This window comes from Ruegeria sp. CK2 (genome assembly GCF_056536585.1).
Map to the genome: position 1 here is coordinate 108,127 of NZ_JBQFPW010000007.1, position 19,152 is coordinate 127,278.

A 19,152-nucleotide genomic window follows, 5' to 3' on the forward strand; every position below is an offset into this window, starting at 1 on the left:
ACTCAAAAAATGCGGACAGAAAGTGCAAGTCTTGTGAACACGCAGACGCGCCATCATAGCCTCCTTCCAGGACGCCCCGCCCCGGGTTGGTTGAACATCTGATGGCAGGTCTCCTGACTTGCGGGTCGTCGCTTGGCCAACCTTCCCGACCCTCTGGGCCAGTGGTGATTTGGCGTCGCTCACCGCCTACAGTTGCGGGGGCAGTCACGGAATTGGCCCGATTGTCGTGGGCCGCACCGCATTCCCATTTTCATCCCCAAGGAGAACCTAAGGGAACCATCCCGGCCAGCTAGTCTGGTGTCGCATCGATTGTCAAGCGTCAGGTCATTGCCAGCGCGGCGTCACTGAACCACACGTAGAAAAGGCGTCGTGTCGATTGCCTTTGGTGATCGCCGCTGATGGGAAACCGGCTGGCCAATGTCAGCCCGGCTTGAATCAGATGTGCATCGGGATACCCACCGGTAACCTGACCAACGGCGTCTCGCGCAGCGGGTGTTTCATCGCGTCGCATGTGATGTAGCATTTTCAGCAACGCTCTCTCATCACAAGTGACTTCCCGCCGGTCTTCCAGGCTCAGAGGATCTTTGAAAGCCAGCCCGTCAGTGCGGCAATGCAAGGCGGCCTTGATGACTTTGAAAACAAGGTGCGCAAGATTGAGGCCCTGATCGTGCCCCCACTTTTCGATTGCGACCGAGTATGCATGTTGCCAGGCTTGGGTTGTGGGCTCCGAAAAGCTGAGGATGAAATGCCGCATGACGGGAAGAAGGCCCCGTTCGAAACCATCGAAATCCCGCAATGCATTGGGTGCGCGCGCTTCGCTTTGTCCGGAGGTGGAGAAACTCATGCGCGCCGCCTTTCCGTTTTTACTGAATGGCTGGACAGGCTTTGAACGTTTTCGGGCAGATCGCATTCGGCGATTGGGGTTTCACGCCGCGGTGATGCTGCGTGGGCTGGGAATCTGAGGGCGGCCTCAATTGCCTGCCGCAACTTTGGCTTCAGCGCACATCCGTGGCGGCTGGCGATAGTATCCATGGCCAATAGGTCGGTGAGTGTTTTTGTCATGATCGTCTCTCGGTCTCTGGTCCTTGACCGGGCGTGATTCCGAGGGATCTGACTGGGTCACACGTTATCTGACAAAAAGAGTCGGAAATGACAAGAGGAGTTGCGTCGCAAATATACCCAGCTTCAAGCTTGGGTCAGTAGTCGGCGACCAGCAGGAAATCGGGATCAGTATCTTCCTCGATCGTCGCAAAGCGGGGGATTGGCTCTTCGAAAACGTTGTCCGTGCGGTCATCGTTAACGGTAGAAACCTCTCCGATGAGGCAATCGCCGTGTTCCGCCCAGAAAGCATGCCAAATGCCGGGCATCAGCGTCACGCTTGCGCCGGGTTTCAAACGCAGGAGTTCGCCCGGCTGAATTGTCACTGGGCAGCCATCGCTTGGGACAGTCACGGGGTTGTCGCGATCGACGTCCCCATCTGGGTTCGATGCATGAACTTCCATGACCAGATCACCACCACCGCGATTGATAATATCCTCGGCCTTGATGACATGACGGTGCATCGGTGACAGCTGTTTATCACGTGAAATCAAAAGCTTTTCAGCGTATAGCATACCACGACCTTGGTTCAGGTCGCCAACGTCTCCGTTGCGCAGGGTGAACAGGAATAGACCGAGGTCATCAAATTTTCCCTGACCATAGTCGGTGATGTCCCAGCCCAACCCGCGTTCGCGGATACTTTCCGCCTTGGGGCCGCGCATTTGTTTCGGAGACCAGTCCGCGAACGGTGGTAGAGCAAACCCAAAAGACTGGATGAAGCTATGGGCCTCAGCTTTGATGCGGTTGATGTCGGATCTTTTCATTGTGCTTGCCTCATCAGATCAAAGCTCATGAGCCCACGGTGGGTTTGCCCCGGCCCGGGATACGGTTACCCCGGCAATTTTGGTGCCTAACGCAAGGGCTGCGCGCAAAGTGTCGGCCGTCAGACCAAGTAAGCCGGATTTGCTCAGGTGGCCCGATCGGTGTAGTTCTGCAAGAACCCCTGCATTAAAAGTGTCGCCCGCGCCGACTGTGTCCACGACCTGCACGGGCTTCACTGGAACAGAGGTTTCAGTGCCATCCGCCAGATACCCCGTTGCCCCATCGCCGCCCCGTGTGACAATGACCACCGAAGGCCCAGCCTGAAGCAACAGTGGCACCTTTTCAGCGTGGCTTTCGGGGCCCGGGATAATCCAGTCCAAATCCTCGTCAGATACTTTGATCATGTCGGCCTGCGCTATCATGCGGTTCAGGCGTGTGCGATACCGGGTCTGGTCCTTGATAAACCCGGGCCGGATATTCGGGTCCAGCATAACCGCGCTTTCTGATCCATGGCGATGCAACAGGGCGGCATAGGCGTCGGCGCAAGGTTCGCAAGCCAGGCTGATTCCGCCGAAATACAGCGCGGACACAGACGAAAGTTGGGTCGGCATATCTTCGGCTTGCAGCATCCGACCTGCGGTGTTTTCGTCAACAAAATTGTACGAGGCTTGCCCGTCCTGCAGTTGGACAAAGGCCAGGGTCGTGGGGCGGTCTGAGGTGATGACATGCGATGCATCCACGTGGCTGGCCTGTAACGCATCTGCCAATTGTTGTCCGAACATGTCCGAAGACAGCCCCGTCAGCATTCCCACCGGCGCACCCAACCGTCCCAACGCAATGGCCGTATTGAAGATCGCCCCACCGGAATGCGGAACAAAACCGTTTGCGCCCGAAACCGTTGGTTCGGCGATCATGTCGATCAGGGCTTCACCGCAGCACAGGATCATCCCGGGGTCCTCTTCTGAAATATGTATGAGGCGGCAAGCTTACCGCATAAGCGCATTTTTGCAGAAGTTGTTAGCGCCAACAATGCCAAATTCAGGTTGCTCTGAAACATAAAGGTTCATTGACTGACGCAGCTCACTAAAACGGCCACCGCCGTTAAACGCCTCGCGAAACTCACGGCCAAACAACCAGCGGTTTTTTTCCGCGACGCCACCGACCAGAAATACGCCCCCTGTAGGCATCAGAGTGACAGCCATGTCACCCATCAAAGCACCAAGATGCGTCGTGAAGATCTGGGCCGCTTGCGCCGCCACGGCATCAGCCCCGCTGCGCGCATCTTGCAAGATTTCTTTTGCGGACCTGAGCGGTGTATCGCATTGACCGGCCGCCATACCTGTGGCCTGGTATAAGATCGGCAGCCCAGTGCCACTTAGAAACATCTCGGCTTCCAGCGCCAGACTGTCACCAAAAAAGCTATTTGGCGCGATGCGACGGGCTGCGTCGAAAATTTCAACTTCTTCGCGATGACGAGGCGACAGACCGACATGCCCGCCTTCGCCGGACACGGTATGATAATGACCTTCTGAATAGAGCAGCGCCCCAACGCCAAGCCCGGTCCCGGGCCCGACAACCAGTCGTGTGCCAGCCGGGGGGGTGGCTTCCCCTTGCAAAACGGCGACCTCTGCGCTGGTCACTTCGGCGACCGACCATGCGGCTGCCGTGAAATCGTTGATCACATAGGTATGTTTGGCGCCGGTCGCTTCGTGCAGTTCTGCTTCGGACAGATCCAGATTCGCGTTGGTCAGGCGAATAGTTCCGCTCCTGACCGGGCCTGCTCCGGCGGCGACAACGGCCTGAGGATCGGTCCCAATCTCGTCGCGCAAACTGTGCAGGGCATCCAGGAGATCGGGCAATGTGCCGGTGGGGTGTCTGCGAAGATCGGTCAATAGACCGTTTGAGACAACACCTAGGCGGGTGTTCGTGCCACCAACATCCGCCACCAGATTCCAGTGTTCATGAACCGAACCAGCAGGTTGTGCCAGAGGCAACGCGACACGATCCGTTGTTTTGAGTGCGGACTTCAGCGCTTGGAAAGACGCTTTGGGTCTTCTTTCAAGAGTTTCAAAATCCACATCCACCAACCCAAAACGCTTTTCGTACCCGTAGGCCCATTCGTAGTTGTCGAGCAATGACCAGATAAAATAACCGTCGATCGGGACACCCTGATCCAATGCGTCCTGAACGGCCGAAAAGTGCTGGTTTAGATAGTCGATACGGTCATCATCCTGCCGACGTTCCGGGCTGGCCATACCGTTTTCGGTAACGTAAATTGGCAGGTCGCCCGTGTATTCCTTCTGCGTCCGTGTCAGGAACCTGGTCAGAGCGGCAGGGTCGATTTCCCATCCCATTTGCGTTTTAGGCAGCGGACCAGGGACCTCTTTCAAGCTTGGCCAGGCCGTGTTTGTAGGGGCAATGAGTTTGCGCGTGTAGTAGTTCAACCCACACCAGTCGACCGGCGCACCAATGGTTTCAAAATCATTTTGCCAGCCAGAGGGCAGGTAAGGCGCCAGACCTTCCAGAACATTTTCGGGATAGGCTTTGTTGAACACGCCACCAAGGAAGAATCGATTGTAAATGCCGTCATAGAGGTCTGCGGCGCGTCGTGCCTCGGCGCTGTTGTCCGCAGGTTCGGACCATTCAAGATTGAACACGGCGCCCAGATTTCCCATCCCAAGACCACGCATTGCCTGAATAGCGCTGCCATGGGCGAGCAATACATGGTGCATCGCGCGGGCTGCGGCCCGGACATCGCGCAGGCCGGGGGCGTGGTGCCCTTCAAAATGGCTCAGCCAGCTGACGCACCACGGCTCGTTGATCGGGGCAACGCTGTACATGCGATCGCCGATACGGCCCATTATGACTTCGGTAAAATCGGCAAACCAACCTGCAATATCCCGATTGCGCCAACCGCCAAGATCGGCGAGCGGAGAGGGGAGTTCCCAGTGGTAGAGGGTCGCACAGGGGCGGATGCCGCGCTCTAACAGCGCGTCAGCCAGGCGATCATAATAGTCCAGACCGGCCTGATTGACTTGACCGTGCCCCTCGGGCAGCACCCGCGCCCAACTTGTCGAAAACCGATAACAATCGAACCCGGCCTCGCGCACCAGATCAAAGTCTTCGGCAAACCGGTTCAGGTGGTCGCAGGCCAGATCGCCGTTTTCCCCTCGCACCACGTTGCCGGGCGATGCTGCAAACGTGTCCCAATGGGTCTGTCCGGCACCGCCTTGGGCATGCCCTTCAATCTGGTACGCAGAAGTTGCCACGCCAAAGAGGAAATCTTTGGGAAAGTCAGCGCGTGAGTATTTCATGTTCAGATCCTGTTGGGCGCGGGGCCAGTTGATCTGCCAACTACCAGTTCGGCTTCCAGCAATCTAGTTTTCGTAGGGTCGTCCGGAGATTGGATGCGCTCTATCAACATTTCGGCGGCCATTTCGCCTGCATTGCGCACGGATGAGCGCGTTGCTGTAAAGATCGGAACATCCTGTCCATTCTTGAGATAAGACAGGTCATCGTCATGGGCGATCACCGACACATCCTTACCCATTTCCAGCCCACTTTCATCTAGTGCCCTCCGGACGCCTATGGCTGAAATCATTGAGGAACACAAAATAGCCGTGGGCGGGTTATCCAGCCCAAGCATGTCCCGGGTTTCATGGTGGCCATAAACCTCTGTCATCTCGGCGCTGCGCATCAGTTCAGGGTTGGGCGACAACCCGGCCTGACGCAAAGCTTCGAGAAACCCATCGCGGCGACGTTGTGCAAAATCCATGTCTTCAAGCCCGTTGATCAGAGCGATCCGGCGATGGCCAAGATCGATCAGAAACCGGGTCGCGCGCAAAAACGAGCTTTTGTTGTTCACATCGATCCAGTCATACTGGCCGACTACTCCGGTCGAGCGGCCATGGACAATGAAGGGCACTGCCATACGCGTTAGAACCTCGATCCGGGGTTCATCTACCTTTGGGCCCTGCAGAACAACGCCGTCTACCGCGCCGCGCTGGAACAGGCTGCGATACGCTTCTTCAATCGACGTATCATCGGCATTGGTAAACATCATGTCATACCCATGCTCTGAGTATTTTTTTACGGCGCCGGCGACAAAATCTCCGAAGATCGGGTTAACCATTTCGTGCCTGGACGAGCTGGGAATCACATGACCGATCACCATGGAGCGGCCGGTCGCCAAACCCTTGGCGCGACTGTTTGGGCGATAACCGTGTTTTTGCGCTGCAGCCTGAACCCGCACCCGGGTATCCTCACTAACCTCAGGGTACCCGTTCAGCGCGCGGCTGACCGTTGTCTGCGAGAGGCCAAGAATTTCAGACAGCTGCTTTAGGTTCATCTTAGTATTCAAAGCGCCTTCAAATAGGGTTCAAATCTGTTTTGTGAGCAATTCTGTCGTGCGTCAACCTGTTTTGCCACCTTGTCCTGAATTATTAATAGTTATGAGTTTTTCAAACAGATTGTTGACAGGAGCAAAATGTTAGCGGATAAAATCGCCATCCAAAGCGCTTTGAATATTGAGTCTCATCAAGCGCAGGGTAACGTTGGGAGGAAGATTTATGAAACACGCGCTTTACGCAGGTGCGGCGACGCTCGCCTTGATGGCTGGGGCGGTTCAGGCAGAAGGCGAACTGCTTCATGCCGTCGGCGAAGGCAGCTTTGATTGGGATGGATACAGTGCGTTTGCCGAGGCAAATGACCTGTCCGGCGAAAGTCTAACCATTTTCGGGCCATGGCTGGCGGGTGAAGGCAAGTCCTTTGAGAACCTAGTAGCCTATTTCGACGAAGCGACCGGCTCGAACTCCAGCTATGTCGGCTCGGACTCACTGGAGCAGCAAATCCTGATTGATGCTGCTGCCGGTTCCGCGCCGAACCTCACGGTGTTTCCACAGCCTGGTCTGGCTGCGAACATGGCGAAGAACGGTTATCTGACGCCACTGGCAGATGGTTCGGCCGATTGGATCAAGGACAATTTTGCTGCCGGCCAATCCTGGGTCGACCTGGGTACTTTTGAAAATGCCGAAGGAGCGGATGGCTTCTATGGGTTTTTCTTCAATGTGAACGTCAAGTCCCTGGTCTGGTACAGCCCCGAGAATTTTGAAGATTTTGGGTATGAAGTGCCCGAAACGATGGAAGCCTTCAAAGCGCTGATGGATCAGATGGTTGCGGACGGCGAAACGCCTTTGTGTGTTGGTCTTGCTTCGGGCGGCGCGACTGGGTGGCCAGCAACTGACTGGGTCGAAGACCTGATGCTGCGCACACAGCCACCAGAAGTTTACGACGACTGGGTGTCGAATGAGATGAAGTTCGACGATCCGCGTGTGATCGCCGTGATCGAGGAATATGGCACCTTCACACGCAACGATGACTACGTTGTTGGCGATGCGGATGATACTGCGGCCATCGACTTCCGTGACAGCCCCAAAGGTCTGTTCGACAGCCCGCCGGCATGTATGATGCACCGTCAGGCATCGTTCATTCCGGCATACTTCCCAGAAGGGACGGAATTGGGTGCGGATGCCGATTTCTTCTATTTCCCGGCATTTGCCGAAAAGGATCTGGGCACACCGGTGCTGGGGGCGGGGACGTTGTTTACGGTCACAAACCCCAATCCAGCGGCCGAGGCGTTCATGGAATTCCTGAAAACCCCCTTCGCGCATGAAATCATGATGGCGCAGGATGGTTTCCTGACACCACATCTCGGCGCAAATCCAGATAACTATTCGAACGACACGCAGCGCGGGCAGGGGGAAATCCTGACCAACGCGACGACGTTCCGGTTTGACGGCTCTGACCTGATGCCGGGCGCCGTGGGTGCAGGTACGTTCTGGACAGGAATGGTCGACTACTCCTCGGGTGCCAAAGATGCGGCAACCGTAGCCGGCGAAATCCAGTCTTCCTGGGACGCGGCGAAGTAAGCGCAGTTTGGGGGCAGCCGTTGGGCTGCCCTTCACCTCAAAACGGATGAGAGCGTCATGACACCGGCACTTCAGGGCCTGCTGACCATCGCCATTGGCGTGTCGGGTTGCGTGGGCTACTTCTACCTATCCAATCAGTTCATAGATAAAGTCTTGTTTCCGCCACGCGGTCCTAACGCAGGTCGCAATATCAATCGCGCGAACATTATCCGCCCCTGGCTGTTCCTGTTCCCCGCGATGGCGGCCCTTGGCCTCTATCTGGCCTACCCGGTGGTCGAGACATTGCGCTTGTCCCTGACCGAGCGTGTTCCGGGTGGCAGCTATCGCTGGGTCGGCCTGGACAACTATGTTCAAATGGCAGCTGAGCCGAAGTTTTGGGAAGCGATGCGCAACAATATGTTGTGGCTGATCGTGGTGCCCGCGATGTCGACAGCATTCGGATTGCTGGTGGCGCAGCTGACCGACCGGATCAGGTGGGGCAATTTTGCAAAATCGCTGATCTTTATGCCGATGGCGATCTCTTTTGTCGGAGCATCAGTAATATGGAAACTGGTTTATGACTCGCGACCTGCTGAGCAGGACCAGATTGGGATTTTGAATGCGCTCTACATCTTTTTCGGTGGAACCGACCCGCAGACGTGGTTGACCGTACCGTTCTGGAACAGCTTGTTTCTGATGGTTGTTTTGATCTGGATTCAAACTGGGTTTGCCATGGTTATCCTGTCGGCGGCATTGCGCGGTATCCCTGAGGAAACGATTGAAGCCGCGATCCTGGATGGCGCCAACCCGTTTCAGATCTTTTTCAAGATCAAGGTGCCGCAGATCAAGACGACCATTCTGGTGGTCTGGACGACGATCACAATCACCGTTCTCAAGGTTTTCGACATCGTTTTTGCCATGACCAATGGTCAGTGGGAGACGCAGGTGCTGGCCAACTACATGTATGACAAATTGTTCCGGGCCAACGATTGGGGTGTGGGTTCGGCCTCGGCCATGGTGATCATGTTGCTGGTGGCCCCAATCCTTGTCTGGAACGTGCGCAATGCGCGCAAGGAAATGGAGTAGGGGCATGAGCGATATTGCAGGAACCAAACCGGCGCTCAGGTGGGTTGTCCACGCCTCGGTCATCTTTTTGGTGGTGCTGTGGGTCGTGCCAACACTGGGGCTATTGATCTCATCCTTCCGAACAGCGGATCAGATCGCAACCAGTGGTTGGTGGCGCTCGCTATTTCCGTCCGAGCAAAACCTGACCCTACGCAGTGCCGCGCCGGAAACGCAGGTGCTGGAAAACGGGGTTTATGTGATTGAAGGCCAGTTGTTTGGAGACGACCAGCAGGCCACAATCTCGAAATGGGGTATCAGCTCGCGCGATGTTGACGCTTTTGAGCCAGGCCAAACGGCCGAGTTGCGCCGGGGTGGGACCATCACCGTGTCTGCCGACGGTGAATACCGCATGGAAAACACTGAGGAGTTCACGGGCAATCGCGGTCCGCGGATTTTTGTTACCGCTGAACTGCCACCCGAGTTTACCTTCGATAACTACCAAAAGGTTCTTTTGGATCAGAGCAGTACAGACAGTATGGGCAAGGCGTTCTTCAATACGCTGACGGTGACCATCCCGGCGACGATTATTCCAATCCTCGTCGCGGCGTTTGCCGCCTATGCGCTTGCCTGGATGGATTTCCCTGGCCGGGCCTTGCTGATCGCGGCGGTTGTCGGATTGTTGGTCGTCCCACTTCAACTGGCGCTTATCCCTTTGCTGAAATTCCACCTGAATATCGGCATTGGCAAAGGCTATCTTGGTGTCTGGCTTGCCCATACCGGGTTTGGAATGCCCTTGGCGATCTATCTGTTACGCAATTACATGGCTGGATTGCCGCGTGATCTGATCGAAAACGCCCGCGTCGACGGTGCAACCGAGTTTCAGATTTTCACCAAACTCATCCTGCCCCTTAGCTTTCCAGCGCTCGCTTCATTCGCGATCTTCCAGTTCCTGTGGACTTGGAATGACCTGCTGGTGGCCAAAGTGTTCCTGATCGATGCGACGGGCCAGACCACAGTTATGACGAACCGCATTGTCGAGCTGTTGGGCACACGAGGCGGGAACTGGGAAATTCTGGCGACGGCGGCCTTTGTGTCGATCTTTGTGCCGCTGGTGGTCTTTTTCGCAATGCAAAAATACCTGGTCCGAGGCCTGTTGGCCGGATCCGTAAAGTAGAGGCGTCTGATGAACGTGCAGAACAACCTGAGTCAAACCAAAGCGACCAAACTGTCCTCTGATTGGTGGCATGGCGGGGTGATCTATCAGATCTATCCGCGCAGCTTTCAGGACAGTAATGGGGATGGGATCGGAGACCTGAAAGGCATCACTGAAAGGCTGGGCTACATCGCGTCACTGGGCGTCGACGCGATCTGGATTTCACCCTTTTTCAAGTCTCCAATGAAGGATTTCGGATACGATGTCAGCGATTACCGCGATGTTGACCCGATGTTCGGAACCCTTGATGATTTTCGTGATCTTCTGGATAAGGCCCATGCGCAGGGCTTGAAGGTTATGACCGATCTGGTGCTGTCACACACGTCAGATCAACACCCTTGGTTCAGCGAAAGCCGCAGCAGTCGAGAGAATCCAAGATCTGACTGGTTTGTCTGGGCTGATCCCAAACCAGATGGTACGCCGCCGAACAACTGGCTGTCCATCTTTGGCGGTTCGGCCTGGCAATGGGATTCCCGCAGACTGCAGTATTACCTTCACAACTTTCTGGCCTCGCAGCCGGATCTGAATTTTCACTGCACAGACGTGCAGGATGCATTGCTGGATGTCGCTCGGTTTTGGCTTGATATGGGTGTGGATGGGTTCCGACTGGATACCATCAATTTCTATTTTCACGACAAGTCGTTGCGCGACAATCCAGCGCTGCCTTTGGATCAGCGCAATGCGTCGATTGCCCCCGCCGTGAACCCATACAACCATCAGGATCACTTGTTCTCAAAGAGCCAACCTGAGAATATTGCCTTTCTCGAGCGGTTGCGCGCATTGACGGATGAATACGAAGGCCGGGCCTGTCTGGGTGAGGTCGGAGACGCACAGCGTGGTCTTGAGATCATGGGGGAATACACCACCGGCGACAAGCGCATGCACATGTGCTATGCCTTTGAATTTCTTGAAAAACGCGCACTAACCGCAAGCTACGCAAAGCAGGTTTTTGATCAGCTTGAGGCCAAAGCTGGCGATGCATGGCCATGCTGGGCCTTCTCTAACCACGATGTGCAGCGCCACGCCTCGCGCTGGAACCTGGATGATGCGGCCACCCGTCAATACGCAGTTTTGATGATGTGCCTGCGCGGGTCCGCATGCCTCTATCAAGGTGAGGAGCTTGGGTTGGGCGAAGCAGACGTTCCCTTCGAAAGACTGCAGGATCCCTACGGAATAGAATTCTGGCCCGAGTATAAAGGCCGCGATGGTTGTCGTACTCCTATGGTTTGGGCTGCGCAAGACGAGCAATCCGGGTTCAGCGTCGCAGAGCCCTGGCTGCCAGTCAGCGCTGTACAAGCCGAGAATGCGGTGGATCGGTTGGAAACAAATCCACACTCGATGTTGCACCACTATCGGCGCGCGATTGCACTGCGCCACGCGCATTCGGCGTTGGCGTCCGGAGCGCAGAAGGAAATGGCCCAGAACGGGCCTGTTCTAACCTTCCTGCGCGAGGACGCATTCGAGCAGATCTTTTGCGCATTCAACCTGGGCGGTGATCCAACAAACGTGGAGCTGCCCGAGGGCAAATGGCGCGCCATAGGTCGGGATTTGGGTTCCGTCGAGGGCGCCAGCAACGTGATGCTGAATGCATCGCAGTTTTGCCTGATGGTCAGGGATAAGGGGTAAAGAATGTCTGAACTCAAACTCACAGATGTCGCCAAGTCCTATGGCCCGGTCGACGTTCTGAAACACATCAACCTCGATATTGATCAGGGCGAATTGATCGTCTTTGTGGGACCATCCGGCTGTGGCAAGTCCACATTGTTGCGGATGATCGCAGGATTGGAAAAGATTACCGGCGGATCGCTGGAAATCGAAGGTCAGGTCATGAACGATGTCCCGCCCGCACAGCGGGGCATCGCGATGGTGTTTCAAAGCTATGCCTTGTACCCGCACATGACCGTCCGGGAAAACATGGCGTTTGCACTGAAGATAGCCAACATGCCTACGTCCGAAATTGATGCAGGCGTTGATCGCGCCGCCCGCATTTTGCAACTTGAACCGTTTCTGGATCGCCTGCCCAAAGCACTGTCGGGCGGACAGCGGCAACGCGTTGCCATCGGACGCGCTATCGTGAGGGACCCGAAAGTTTACCTTTTTGACGAGCCGCTATCAAACCTCGACGCTGCCTTGCGCGTGGCAACGCGGATCGAGATTGCGCGCCTGAAGGAAGCAATGCCTGACAGCACCATGATCTACGTGACCCACGATCAGGTCGAGGCGATGACGCTGGCCAGCCGCATTGTCGTGCTCGCCAACAAGGGCATCGCTCAGGTGGGTACGCCGTTGGAACTGTACGAGACACCAGACAACGAATTTGTTGCGCAGTTCATCGGGTCGCCTTCCATGAACCTGTTGCCGGGTCAGATCACTGAGACAGGGCAATTGACAACGGTGGCGCTGGAGAGCGGTGGGGTTGCGGTTTCCGCGGTCCCGACTGAGGCGAATGATCAAGGTAAACATGTCAATATCGGTGTCCGGCCCGAAGATCTCGTTATGACAGACAACAGTGCGATTCTTTCTGGGATGGTAGATTTTACCGAAGCCCTGGGAGAGGTCACCTTGTTGTATTTCGACAAAACCGAAGGTGCAGAATCTGTCATCGCCAAGTTGCCAGGGGTGCAAAGGGACCTGCGCGGGCAGACTGTTTCGGTCACGGCTGCGCCAGAAAAAGTCCATCTGTTTCACGATGGCTTGTCGATGCGGAAGTAGGAATTCGCAGATTTCACGTGGTGCTTGACAGCGCCGCCCTTGGTGTTTCACCATATTTGAAACGTTTCAATGGTGAATAATGCGGGTTTCAGCGCAGCTTTATACAGTTCGGCAATGCGGTGATCTTGCGCAGCAGTTGAAAATGGTAGCCGATGCCGGGTTTACCGATGTCGAAACCACGGGACTGCATCGTTTGTCGCCACCTCAGATGGCTGACATTGTCCAAAAGTCTGGTCTTCGCGTCCGTTCCGCGCATTTTGATTGGGAAGAATTAGAAGACCGTTTCGACGATATCATCGAGGTAATGAACCTTCTGAATTGCGAGGTTGCCGTAATGCCCTGGCTTGCGCCTGAGGCGCGGCCCAGCACCGTCGAAGGATGGAGCGCGGTGTCCGGCCAGTTGTCCGAATGGGCGGATCAGTTGGCGGTTCACGACGTCAAGTTGGCCTACCACAATCACGATTTCGATCTGGTCGGGTGCCCCGGCCATTCTCCATTGGATCTGATTTTGGCGCAGGGAAACATTTATTTGCAGCCCGACATAGGCTGGCTTGTGGCGGCCGGGTTCGACCCTGTCAGTTTCATTCAATGCTATTCCGACCTTATTTTGTCGGTCCACGCCAAGGATGTTGATCCGACTCGTGTGGGTGATGAACGATGGCGTGACCTGGGCGATGGTGTCGTGGAATGGGCCGAGGTTCTGGCGGCGTTGGACGAGACAAGTTGTTCCGATTTATTCGTGGAACACGACGAAACCCCCGATCACAGGCGGACGCTGGAAACAGGCAAGTGGTTTCTGGAATCCCAATTGGTTAGGGCTGCCTGATGGCGCGGGCGACAATCAAATCGATTGCCGCCCGGACGGGTTATTCTGTTGGTACCGTTTCCAGCGCGCTGCGCGGGGCCAAATCCGTCAGGCGAGAGACTCGTGAGAAAATACAGAAAGTCGCCAACGAACTTGGATACCGGGTTAATCTGGACGGGTTGAAGCTCCGCACCAACAAATCTTATCACATCGCTGTTCTGGTTGGCGTTTCGATGGATGCGTCCGAAGAATGGGAAGGCGTGGAGTTTACCCGAATTCTGTCCGGGATCTCCATCGCACTGCAAGGGTCACGATACCAGCTAAGCGTGTTTTCTGTGTCGGATATAGAAAGCGCGATTGTGACCCTACAGAGCATTGTTCACGAAGGGTTGGCGGATGGTGTCATTTTTTCAGGTACTCGGCGAAACGATCCTCGGATCGCGTTTCTGCAGAAGCATGGTTTTCCCTTTGTGACTTACGGGATGAGCGATAGCCCCAAACCCCATCCCTTTGTGGATTTTGACAGTCAGGCAGCGGCATATGATGCCACCACACGACTGATCGATCTGGGGCACCGTCGTATTGCACTGATCAACCCGCCGGGCGATCTGATTTATGCAGCGCAACGAGAGAAAGGCTATTTAGATGCGCTGGCCGTAGGTGGCGTCAGCTTTGATTCTGAATTGATCTGCAATGGCCCGACCACTGCGCTTTTCGGGCGACAGGCTTTTCAAGCGCTGATGCAGGTACCAAACCGTGCAAGTGCCATCATTTGTGCGAACGAAGCAATGACATTGGGCGTGCTTTCAGCTGCAGCTGAAACAGGTGTTCAGGTCGGGCGTGATGTCGTTGTTATCTCGACCGACGACCTGCACCTCAGCCAGTATTTTGTGCCTCCGCCCAGCACGTACTACCTGCCGATTGTCGAAACCAGTCGTTTGCTGGGAGAGTTTATGTTGAAATCCTTGGACGGGGCGGATCCGTCCGAGACCCAGAAAAAGATCAGGGCCACCTTTATCGAGCGTCAACCTGACACGCCTGCGCCGCAAATGGCGCGAGCCAACTGATCCAACAAAGGAGAAACCGAATATGTTCAAGAAACTGTTAGCCGCCGCAACACTGGCCGCGATGACGGCTCCCGTGGCATATGCCGCCGATCTGGAAGGGCGCGTGCTGAAGATTGGCACGGACGCAACTTATCCCCCGATGGAAACTGTCGATGAAACCACTGGTGAGATCGTGGGCTTCGACGTGGATGTGATGAACGCCATCTGTGAGAAGGTGAATTGCGTTCCGAACTTCGTAAACACCGCCTGGGATGGGATATTTGCAGCCCTTCAGCAGGGCGAGTTTGATCTGGTGATCTCGGGCGTGTCAATCACGTCGGAACGCGAAGAGACCATGGATTTCTCGGAACCCTATATCATCGTCAGCCAGGCGATCCTGCTGCAGGTCGATAACGGCGACATGACGCTGGATGACTTCAAAGCTGGTGGCCAAAAGCTGGCTGCCCAAACTGGCACCACCAACGCGCAACTGGCCGAGGAAGTGGTCGGTCGTGAGAACGTAAGCCTGTACGACAACTTCTCGGCGGCCATTCTGGCGCTTCAGAACGCGGACGTACAGGGTGTGATCATCGATGGCACGTCCGCCGCTGCCTATGAACAGGAATTCGCAGGTGAGCTGACGGTCGGGATCACTGGTCTTCAATCCGATCCGCTTGGCATCGTTTTTCAGGAAGGTGACGCGACGGTTGATGCTATCAACGCTGGTCTGGCAGCGATCCAGGAAGACGGCACTCTGGATGCGCTGAAAGCCAAATACTGGGGCACCAACTGATCCTTTGATGCACTTACTGGCCTCGGCGGTAGATACTGCCGGGGTCTTGTCCCAGCGGAGATCCCCATGTCGCGCCTAAGCTCGATCCGCCCGAGCAACCTTGTGTTGCTCGCTGCTGCCCCGTTCATCATTTACCTGTTTGCCACGTCGTCCAAGTACTTGCGGTCTCTGATTGCAATACTCGGTATTGGCAACAACGCTGGGCCTATCTTTATCGGTTTCTTGTTGGTTCTGGCGGTCGCTATCCTGGGCTATCTCTGTGCCCGGCATGCACGGTTTCAAACACATGCGCCTGCTTGGTTACGCCTGTCTGCGCTGGCCGCATTTCCTGCAGCGGTTGCATTGTCGATATTGGGTTTTGTCCAACCGCAGGTGCTGATGCCCTTTTCAGAGTCAGTGTTTTTCCATTCACTCAGCGAGAACACGTCAACCTTGATTGATCGGTCCAATCAGACCTGGGTTCTGTTGCCTGACGTGGTCGCACAGGTGCAAACCGGTTTGCAGATTCTGTTGGCGGCGTATGCAGTGGTCATCGCACTTTGTCTGGTTTCGGCGCGCCTGATGGTCCCGTTTCGCGGATACATACGGCTAGGGTTCGAAGTGCTGACCGGCGGGCTTTTGTTCTATTTAATGTTCATGGCCCATTGGCAATTTGCCACTGGTGTCGCAATCACATTCCGCGCCGCGATTTTCGCCTACATCTTCGCGGCCATCATTGGTCTGATCTGGGTCGGGCTGCAATCCTTCAAGCCTACGGCACGGACAACCGTCGCTTATGGCTCGATCAGTCTGGTTTTGTTGGCGATCTCAGCGTTTTTTTTCATGCAGCCTCAGGTTAACTACGCGCTGGTCGGCAGCACTGATGCGCGTATTGCCATCGTGCGGGGCACACCGCAAGCGCAAGCGGATTTGATCCGCTTCGGCGAATTCGACGGCGGCGATCAACGACAATACAAAATCCGCAGCGCGACCGATGCGGCAAGCGCTCTAGAACAGATCGAGACCGTTGACAGCGTGTCGGGTGCCTTTGTCCCGGTCGAAGCCAATACCCAGGGGTATCCGGTTCTGTGGCAAACAAGCTTTCTGCCGGACAAGTATCGCAATCCTGCTTTAGCATTTGCTGTCTTTGGATTTCTCCTGCTCACTTTGACCATCGGGGGTGCTCAGCACAAATTGCACCCCTTGGCCGTTGGGGCCGAGTTTTTCGTGGACACGATACGCGGCATTCCGATGTTGGTGATTATCCTCTATATCGGTTTGCCGCTGGCGGGTGCGGTCAAGGATGCGACCGGTGGCGGCATCGACATGACCAACATGACCCGTGGGATCATCGCCATCTCCGTGGGCTATTCGGCCTATATGGCCGAGATCTTTCGATCCGGTATCGAGGCCATCCCAAAAGGCCAGCTTGAGGCGGGCAGTTCGCTGGGTCTATCCCGCTGGCAAACTGCGCGTCTGATTGTGCTGCCGCAAGCGCTGCGGATTGTTACGCCACCCTTGGGCAATGAATTCATTGCGATGATCAAAGACACCTCGCTGTTGTCCATCCTGTCGGTGCGCGACATGACCCAACGAATGCGCGAATTTCAGGCCGCTAGCTTTCTGCCTTTCGCGCCCTTCAATACCGCGGCGATCCTGTATGTCGTGATCACACTCGCCTGTGCCAGCTTTCTGAAATGGATCGAACGGCGCGCGGCAAAGGACGACCGATGAGCAAGCTTGAGCTGGGGGTTTGCTACTACCCCGAACAATGGGACCCATCGCGGTGGAGGGACGACGCTGCGCGGATGGTGGACATGGGTCTGGATTGGGTACGGATTGCCGAATTCACCTGGGGTCTGATCGAACCTGAACGCGGGCGTTTTGAATGGGGATGGCTGGATGAGGTGATCGGAATCCTGGGTGAGGCTGGTCTGCGGGTCATGATGTCGACCCCAACGGCCGCGCCGCCCAAATGGCTGGTCGATGAACATCCCGAAATTCTGCCCATTGGTCCGGACGGGCAGGTGCGGGGGTTTGGCTCTCGCCGGCATTATTGTTTTTCAAGTGACGTCTATCTGGCCGAGGCGTGCCGGATAGCTACTGAATATGCCCGTCGCTACGGTCAAAACCCATATGTGAAAGCTTGGCAGATCGACAACGAATACAACGATCACGACACGGTGCTCAGTTATTCCGATGTGGCAAGGCAGGGTTTTCGCCGCTGGCTGGCTGATCGCTACCGCTCGATCGATGTTCTGAACGAGACGTGGGGAACAGTGTTCTGGGGCTCGAGCTATTCAGGCTTCGATCAAATTGGGTTGCCCAATGGATTGGTTGCGTCGCCGAACCCGACCCAATCGCTCGATTTCAGGCGATATTCTTCGGACCGGGTCCGACTGTTCAATAAAGCGCAGGCTGATATCCTGCGTGACCACTCGCCGGGTCGCGATATCACTCATAACTTCATGGCGGGCAGTTTCGAGTTTGATCACCATGATGTCGCCACCGATTTGGATGTTGTGGGGTTTGATAGCTACCCGTTGGGAAATTTGCTGGGCTCTGGGTTGAGTGATCAGGAAAAACACCGCTATCTGCGAACAGGCGCACCGGATTATCAGGGGTTTCACTGTGATCTTTATCGGTCACAAGGGCGCGGGCGTATGTGGGTTCTGGAACAGCAGCCGGGGCCGGTGGATTGGGCCGAGAAAAACCCATCACCGGCAGAAGGTATGGTGCGGCTTTGGACCTGGGCGGCCTATGCGCATGGCGCAGAGGCGGTGATGTTCTTCCGCTGGCGGCAGGCGAAATCTGCGCAAGAGCAATTTCACACCGCATTGTTCCGCTCAGACGATAGCCCAGATCAGGCGGCCACAGAACTGAAGCAGATTGTGCAAGACCGGGCCGCTTTGCCGCCGACCAAGCGGGGCAACGCGACAGTCGCAATGCTGCTGGACTATGCTTCTATCTGGGCGGCGGACGTCCTGCCGCATGATGACAGTTTTCCAAACGCTCAGATCGTTCGTGACTGGTACGCGGCGCTGCGCGAGATGGGTGTCGATCTGGATTTTGTTGGTCCCGAGGATGATCTGAGCGGGTACGCTCTGATCGTTCTACCTCAAAGCATGATTGTCACGCAGAAACTCGCTTCTCGCTTGACTGCGACGCAGGCGAAACTTCTGATTGGTGCGCGATCCGGCAGTATGACATCCGACATGCACACGCCTCCCAATCTAGCACCGGGCACGTTAGCGGATCTGACCGGAGTTCGCGTGTTACGGGTCGAATCACTGCCCGAACTGGCGAATGAAACTGTGCTTTTTTTGGGGAACACGCCGCTTGGGTTCACAGGCTGGCGCGAAGTTGTAGACACGGATCAGGACGTAATCGGCCGTTTCATCAGTGATTATTGCGATGGCAGCTCTGCTGTGATCCGGTCCAAAAAGGCAACGTATCTGGCCATGGTGCCGGGGCAGGACCTGTTGCGACAGGTGCTACGAAATGCATTGGAATGGGCGGGTATCAGCCCTGCGGACCATGGGCCCGATCTGCGTATTACGCGGCGTGGTGGCTTAGGTTTTGCCTTCAATTTTGGGACAAGTGCCCTGCTCCTTCCGAGCAATGGCGGGCGCAAGATATTGGTTGGATCAGACCCTGTTATGCCCCGGGATGTAACGGTCTGGAAAGAAGATGTACTGCCGGATCAAACCGCTGCAAAATAAACGCAAAACAAAAACTGGACCTAAGAATTCTACAATCTGTCACTTTCGGGC

16 protein-coding genes, 1 pseudogene and 1 riboswitch are annotated in these 19,152 nt (G+C 55.8%); of the genes and pseudogenes, 10 read left to right on the top strand and 7 right to left on the bottom strand.

Going from position 1 to position 19,152, the window contains the following annotated elements; all coding sequences use genetic code 11:
- Positions 1-86 precede the first annotated feature (86 nt).
- A riboswitch (cobalamin riboswitch) is annotated at positions 87-294 on the bottom strand.
- 25 nt (positions 295-319) lie between these two features.
- The 7 genes and pseudogenes from ACR0BU_RS12690 to ACR0BU_RS12720 all read right to left on the bottom strand — a co-directional run bounded on the left by ACR0BU_RS12690 (position 320) and on the right by ACR0BU_RS12720 (position 6,208).
- Positions 320-844 (bottom strand): hypothetical protein, encoded by a 525-nt coding sequence (locus ACR0BU_RS12690; RefSeq protein WP_480737673.1) that lies wholly within the window; start codon positions 842-844, stop codon positions 320-322.
- Complete coding sequence (locus ACR0BU_RS12695; protein ID WP_298935091.1) at positions 841-1,062, bottom strand: hypothetical protein; 222 nt, start codon at positions 1,060-1,062, stop codon at positions 841-843. Before ACR0BU_RS12695 ends, ACR0BU_RS12690 begins: the two co-directional genes overlap by 4 nt.
- Before the next feature lie 134 nt (positions 1,063-1,196).
- The gene (locus tag ACR0BU_RS12700) at positions 1,197-1,862 is read right to left on the bottom strand and encodes a D-lyxose/D-mannose family sugar isomerase (protein ID WP_480737674.1); all 666 of its coding nucleotides are present in this window, start codon (positions 1,860-1,862) and stop codon (positions 1,197-1,199) included.
- A gap of 18 nt (positions 1,863-1,880) precedes the next feature.
- Positions 1,881-2,807 carry a carbohydrate kinase family protein gene (locus ACR0BU_RS12705; protein ID WP_480737676.1) on the bottom strand — a complete coding sequence of 309 codons (927 nt, stop codon included), beginning with the start codon at positions 2,805-2,807 and terminating at the stop codon, positions 1,881-1,883.
- A 39-nt stretch (positions 2,808-2,846) separates the two neighbouring features.
- Positions 2,847-3,806, bottom strand: a complete 960-nt coding sequence (locus ACR0BU_RS12710) for a glucokinase (protein WP_480737787.1) — start codon at positions 3,804-3,806, stop codon at positions 2,847-2,849.
- Positions 3,807-3,872: 66 nt separating this feature from the next.
- Positions 3,873-5,174: pseudogene (locus ACR0BU_RS12715) on the bottom strand (GH1 family beta-glucosidase); the annotation flags it as partial.
- Positions 5,175-5,176: 2 nt separating this feature from the next.
- Positions 5,177-6,208 carry a LacI family DNA-binding transcriptional regulator gene (locus tag ACR0BU_RS12720; RefSeq protein WP_299080306.1) on the bottom strand — a complete coding sequence of 344 codons (1,032 nt, stop codon included), beginning with the start codon at positions 6,206-6,208 and terminating at the stop codon, positions 5,177-5,179.
- Between the two features lie 220 nt (positions 6,209-6,428).
- Here ACR0BU_RS12720 and ACR0BU_RS12725 point away from each other — a divergent pair, with 220 nt between their 5' ends.
- The 10 genes from ACR0BU_RS12725 (at position 6,429) to ACR0BU_RS12770 (ending at position 19,101) form a co-directional block, all read left to right on the top strand.
- A complete protein-coding gene (locus tag ACR0BU_RS12725; RefSeq protein ID WP_298935087.1) occupies positions 6,429-7,787 on the top strand; it encodes an ABC transporter substrate-binding protein in 1,359 nt (452 codons plus the stop codon).
- Between the two features lie 57 nt (positions 7,788-7,844).
- The gene (locus ACR0BU_RS12730) at positions 7,845-8,852 is read left to right on the top strand and encodes a carbohydrate ABC transporter permease (RefSeq protein ID WP_300070040.1); all 1,008 of its coding nucleotides are present in this window, start codon (positions 7,845-7,847) and stop codon (positions 8,850-8,852) included.
- A gap of 4 nt (positions 8,853-8,856) precedes the next feature.
- A complete protein-coding gene (locus ACR0BU_RS12735; protein WP_480737678.1) occupies positions 8,857-10,005 on the top strand; it encodes a carbohydrate ABC transporter permease in 1,149 nt (382 codons plus the stop codon).
- 9 nt (positions 10,006-10,014) lie between these two features.
- Positions 10,015-11,670: an alpha-glucosidase gene (locus tag ACR0BU_RS12740; protein ID WP_480737679.1), complete on the top strand. Its 1,656-nt coding sequence runs from the start codon at positions 10,015-10,017 to the stop codon at positions 11,668-11,670.
- A 3-nt stretch (positions 11,671-11,673) separates the two neighbouring features.
- On the top strand, positions 11,674-12,756 hold the full coding sequence (locus ACR0BU_RS12745; RefSeq protein WP_299080290.1) for an ABC transporter ATP-binding protein: 1,083 nt from the start codon (positions 11,674-11,676) through the stop codon (positions 12,754-12,756).
- 142 nt (positions 12,757-12,898) lie between these two features.
- Positions 12,899-13,582 carry a sugar phosphate isomerase/epimerase family protein gene (locus ACR0BU_RS12750; RefSeq protein ID WP_480737681.1) on the top strand — a complete coding sequence of 228 codons (684 nt, stop codon included), beginning with the start codon at positions 12,899-12,901 and terminating at the stop codon, positions 13,580-13,582.
- Positions 13,582-14,628 carry a LacI family transcriptional regulator gene (locus ACR0BU_RS12755; RefSeq protein ID WP_480737683.1) on the top strand — a complete coding sequence of 349 codons (1,047 nt, stop codon included), beginning with the start codon at positions 13,582-13,584 and terminating at the stop codon, positions 14,626-14,628. Before ACR0BU_RS12750 ends, ACR0BU_RS12755 begins: the two co-directional genes overlap by 1 nt.
- A gap of 22 nt (positions 14,629-14,650) precedes the next feature.
- A complete protein-coding gene (locus ACR0BU_RS12760) occupies positions 14,651-15,400 on the top strand; it encodes a basic amino acid ABC transporter substrate-binding protein (protein WP_299080282.1) in 750 nt (249 codons plus the stop codon).
- A gap of 66 nt (positions 15,401-15,466) precedes the next feature.
- A complete protein-coding gene (locus ACR0BU_RS12765; protein ID WP_480737684.1) occupies positions 15,467-17,113 on the top strand; it encodes an amino acid ABC transporter permease in 1,647 nt (548 codons plus the stop codon).
- The gene (locus tag ACR0BU_RS12770) at positions 17,110-19,101 is read left to right on the top strand and encodes a beta-galactosidase (protein ID WP_480737685.1); all 1,992 of its coding nucleotides are present in this window, start codon (positions 17,110-17,112) and stop codon (positions 19,099-19,101) included. The genes ACR0BU_RS12765 and ACR0BU_RS12770 overlap by 4 nt, the downstream gene beginning before the upstream one ends.
- The last annotated feature ends 51 nt before the right edge of the window (positions 19,102-19,152 follow it).

Bases quoted from the DNA above. Each gene is read 5' to 3' on its own strand.
- ACR0BU_RS12750 (WP_480737681.1), top strand. From the start codon at position 12,899: ATGGTAGCCGATGCCGGGTTTACCGATGTCGAAACCACGGGACTGCAT.
- ACR0BU_RS12720 (WP_299080306.1), bottom strand. From the start codon at position 6,208: ATGAACCTAAAGCAGCTGTCTGAAATTCTTGGCCTCTCGCAGACAACG.
- ACR0BU_RS12765 (WP_480737684.1), top strand. From the start codon at position 15,467: ATGTCGCGCCTAAGCTCGATCCGCCCGAGCAACCTTGTGTTGCTCGCT.
- ACR0BU_RS12700 (WP_480737674.1), bottom strand. From the start codon at position 1,862: ATGAAAAGATCCGACATCAACCGCATCAAAGCTGAGGCCCATAGCTTC.
- ACR0BU_RS12730 (WP_300070040.1), top strand. From the start codon at position 7,845: ATGACACCGGCACTTCAGGGCCTGCTGACCATCGCCATTGGCGTGTCG.
- ACR0BU_RS12740 (WP_480737679.1), top strand. From the start codon at position 10,015: ATGAACGTGCAGAACAACCTGAGTCAAACCAAAGCGACCAAACTGTCC.
- ACR0BU_RS12745 (WP_299080290.1), top strand. From the start codon at position 11,674: ATGTCTGAACTCAAACTCACAGATGTCGCCAAGTCCTATGGCCCGGTC.
- ACR0BU_RS12725 (WP_298935087.1), top strand. From the start codon at position 6,429: ATGAAACACGCGCTTTACGCAGGTGCGGCGACGCTCGCCTTGATGGCT.
- ACR0BU_RS12770 (WP_480737685.1), top strand. From the start codon at position 17,110: ATGAGCAAGCTTGAGCTGGGGGTTTGCTACTACCCCGAACAATGGGAC.
- ACR0BU_RS12690 (WP_480737673.1), bottom strand. From the start codon at position 844: ATGAGTTTCTCCACCTCCGGACAAAGCGAAGCGCGCGCACCCAATGCA.
- ACR0BU_RS12695 (WP_298935091.1), bottom strand. From the start codon at position 1,062: ATGACAAAAACACTCACCGACCTATTGGCCATGGATACTATCGCCAGC.
- ACR0BU_RS12735 (WP_480737678.1), top strand. From the start codon at position 8,857: ATGAGCGATATTGCAGGAACCAAACCGGCGCTCAGGTGGGTTGTCCAC.
- ACR0BU_RS12755 (WP_480737683.1), top strand. From the start codon at position 13,582: ATGGCGCGGGCGACAATCAAATCGATTGCCGCCCGGACGGGTTATTCT.
- ACR0BU_RS12760 (WP_299080282.1), top strand. From the start codon at position 14,651: ATGTTCAAGAAACTGTTAGCCGCCGCAACACTGGCCGCGATGACGGCT.
- ACR0BU_RS12705 (WP_480737676.1), bottom strand. From the start codon at position 2,807: ATGATCCTGTGCTGCGGTGAAGCCCTGATCGACATGATCGCCGAACCA.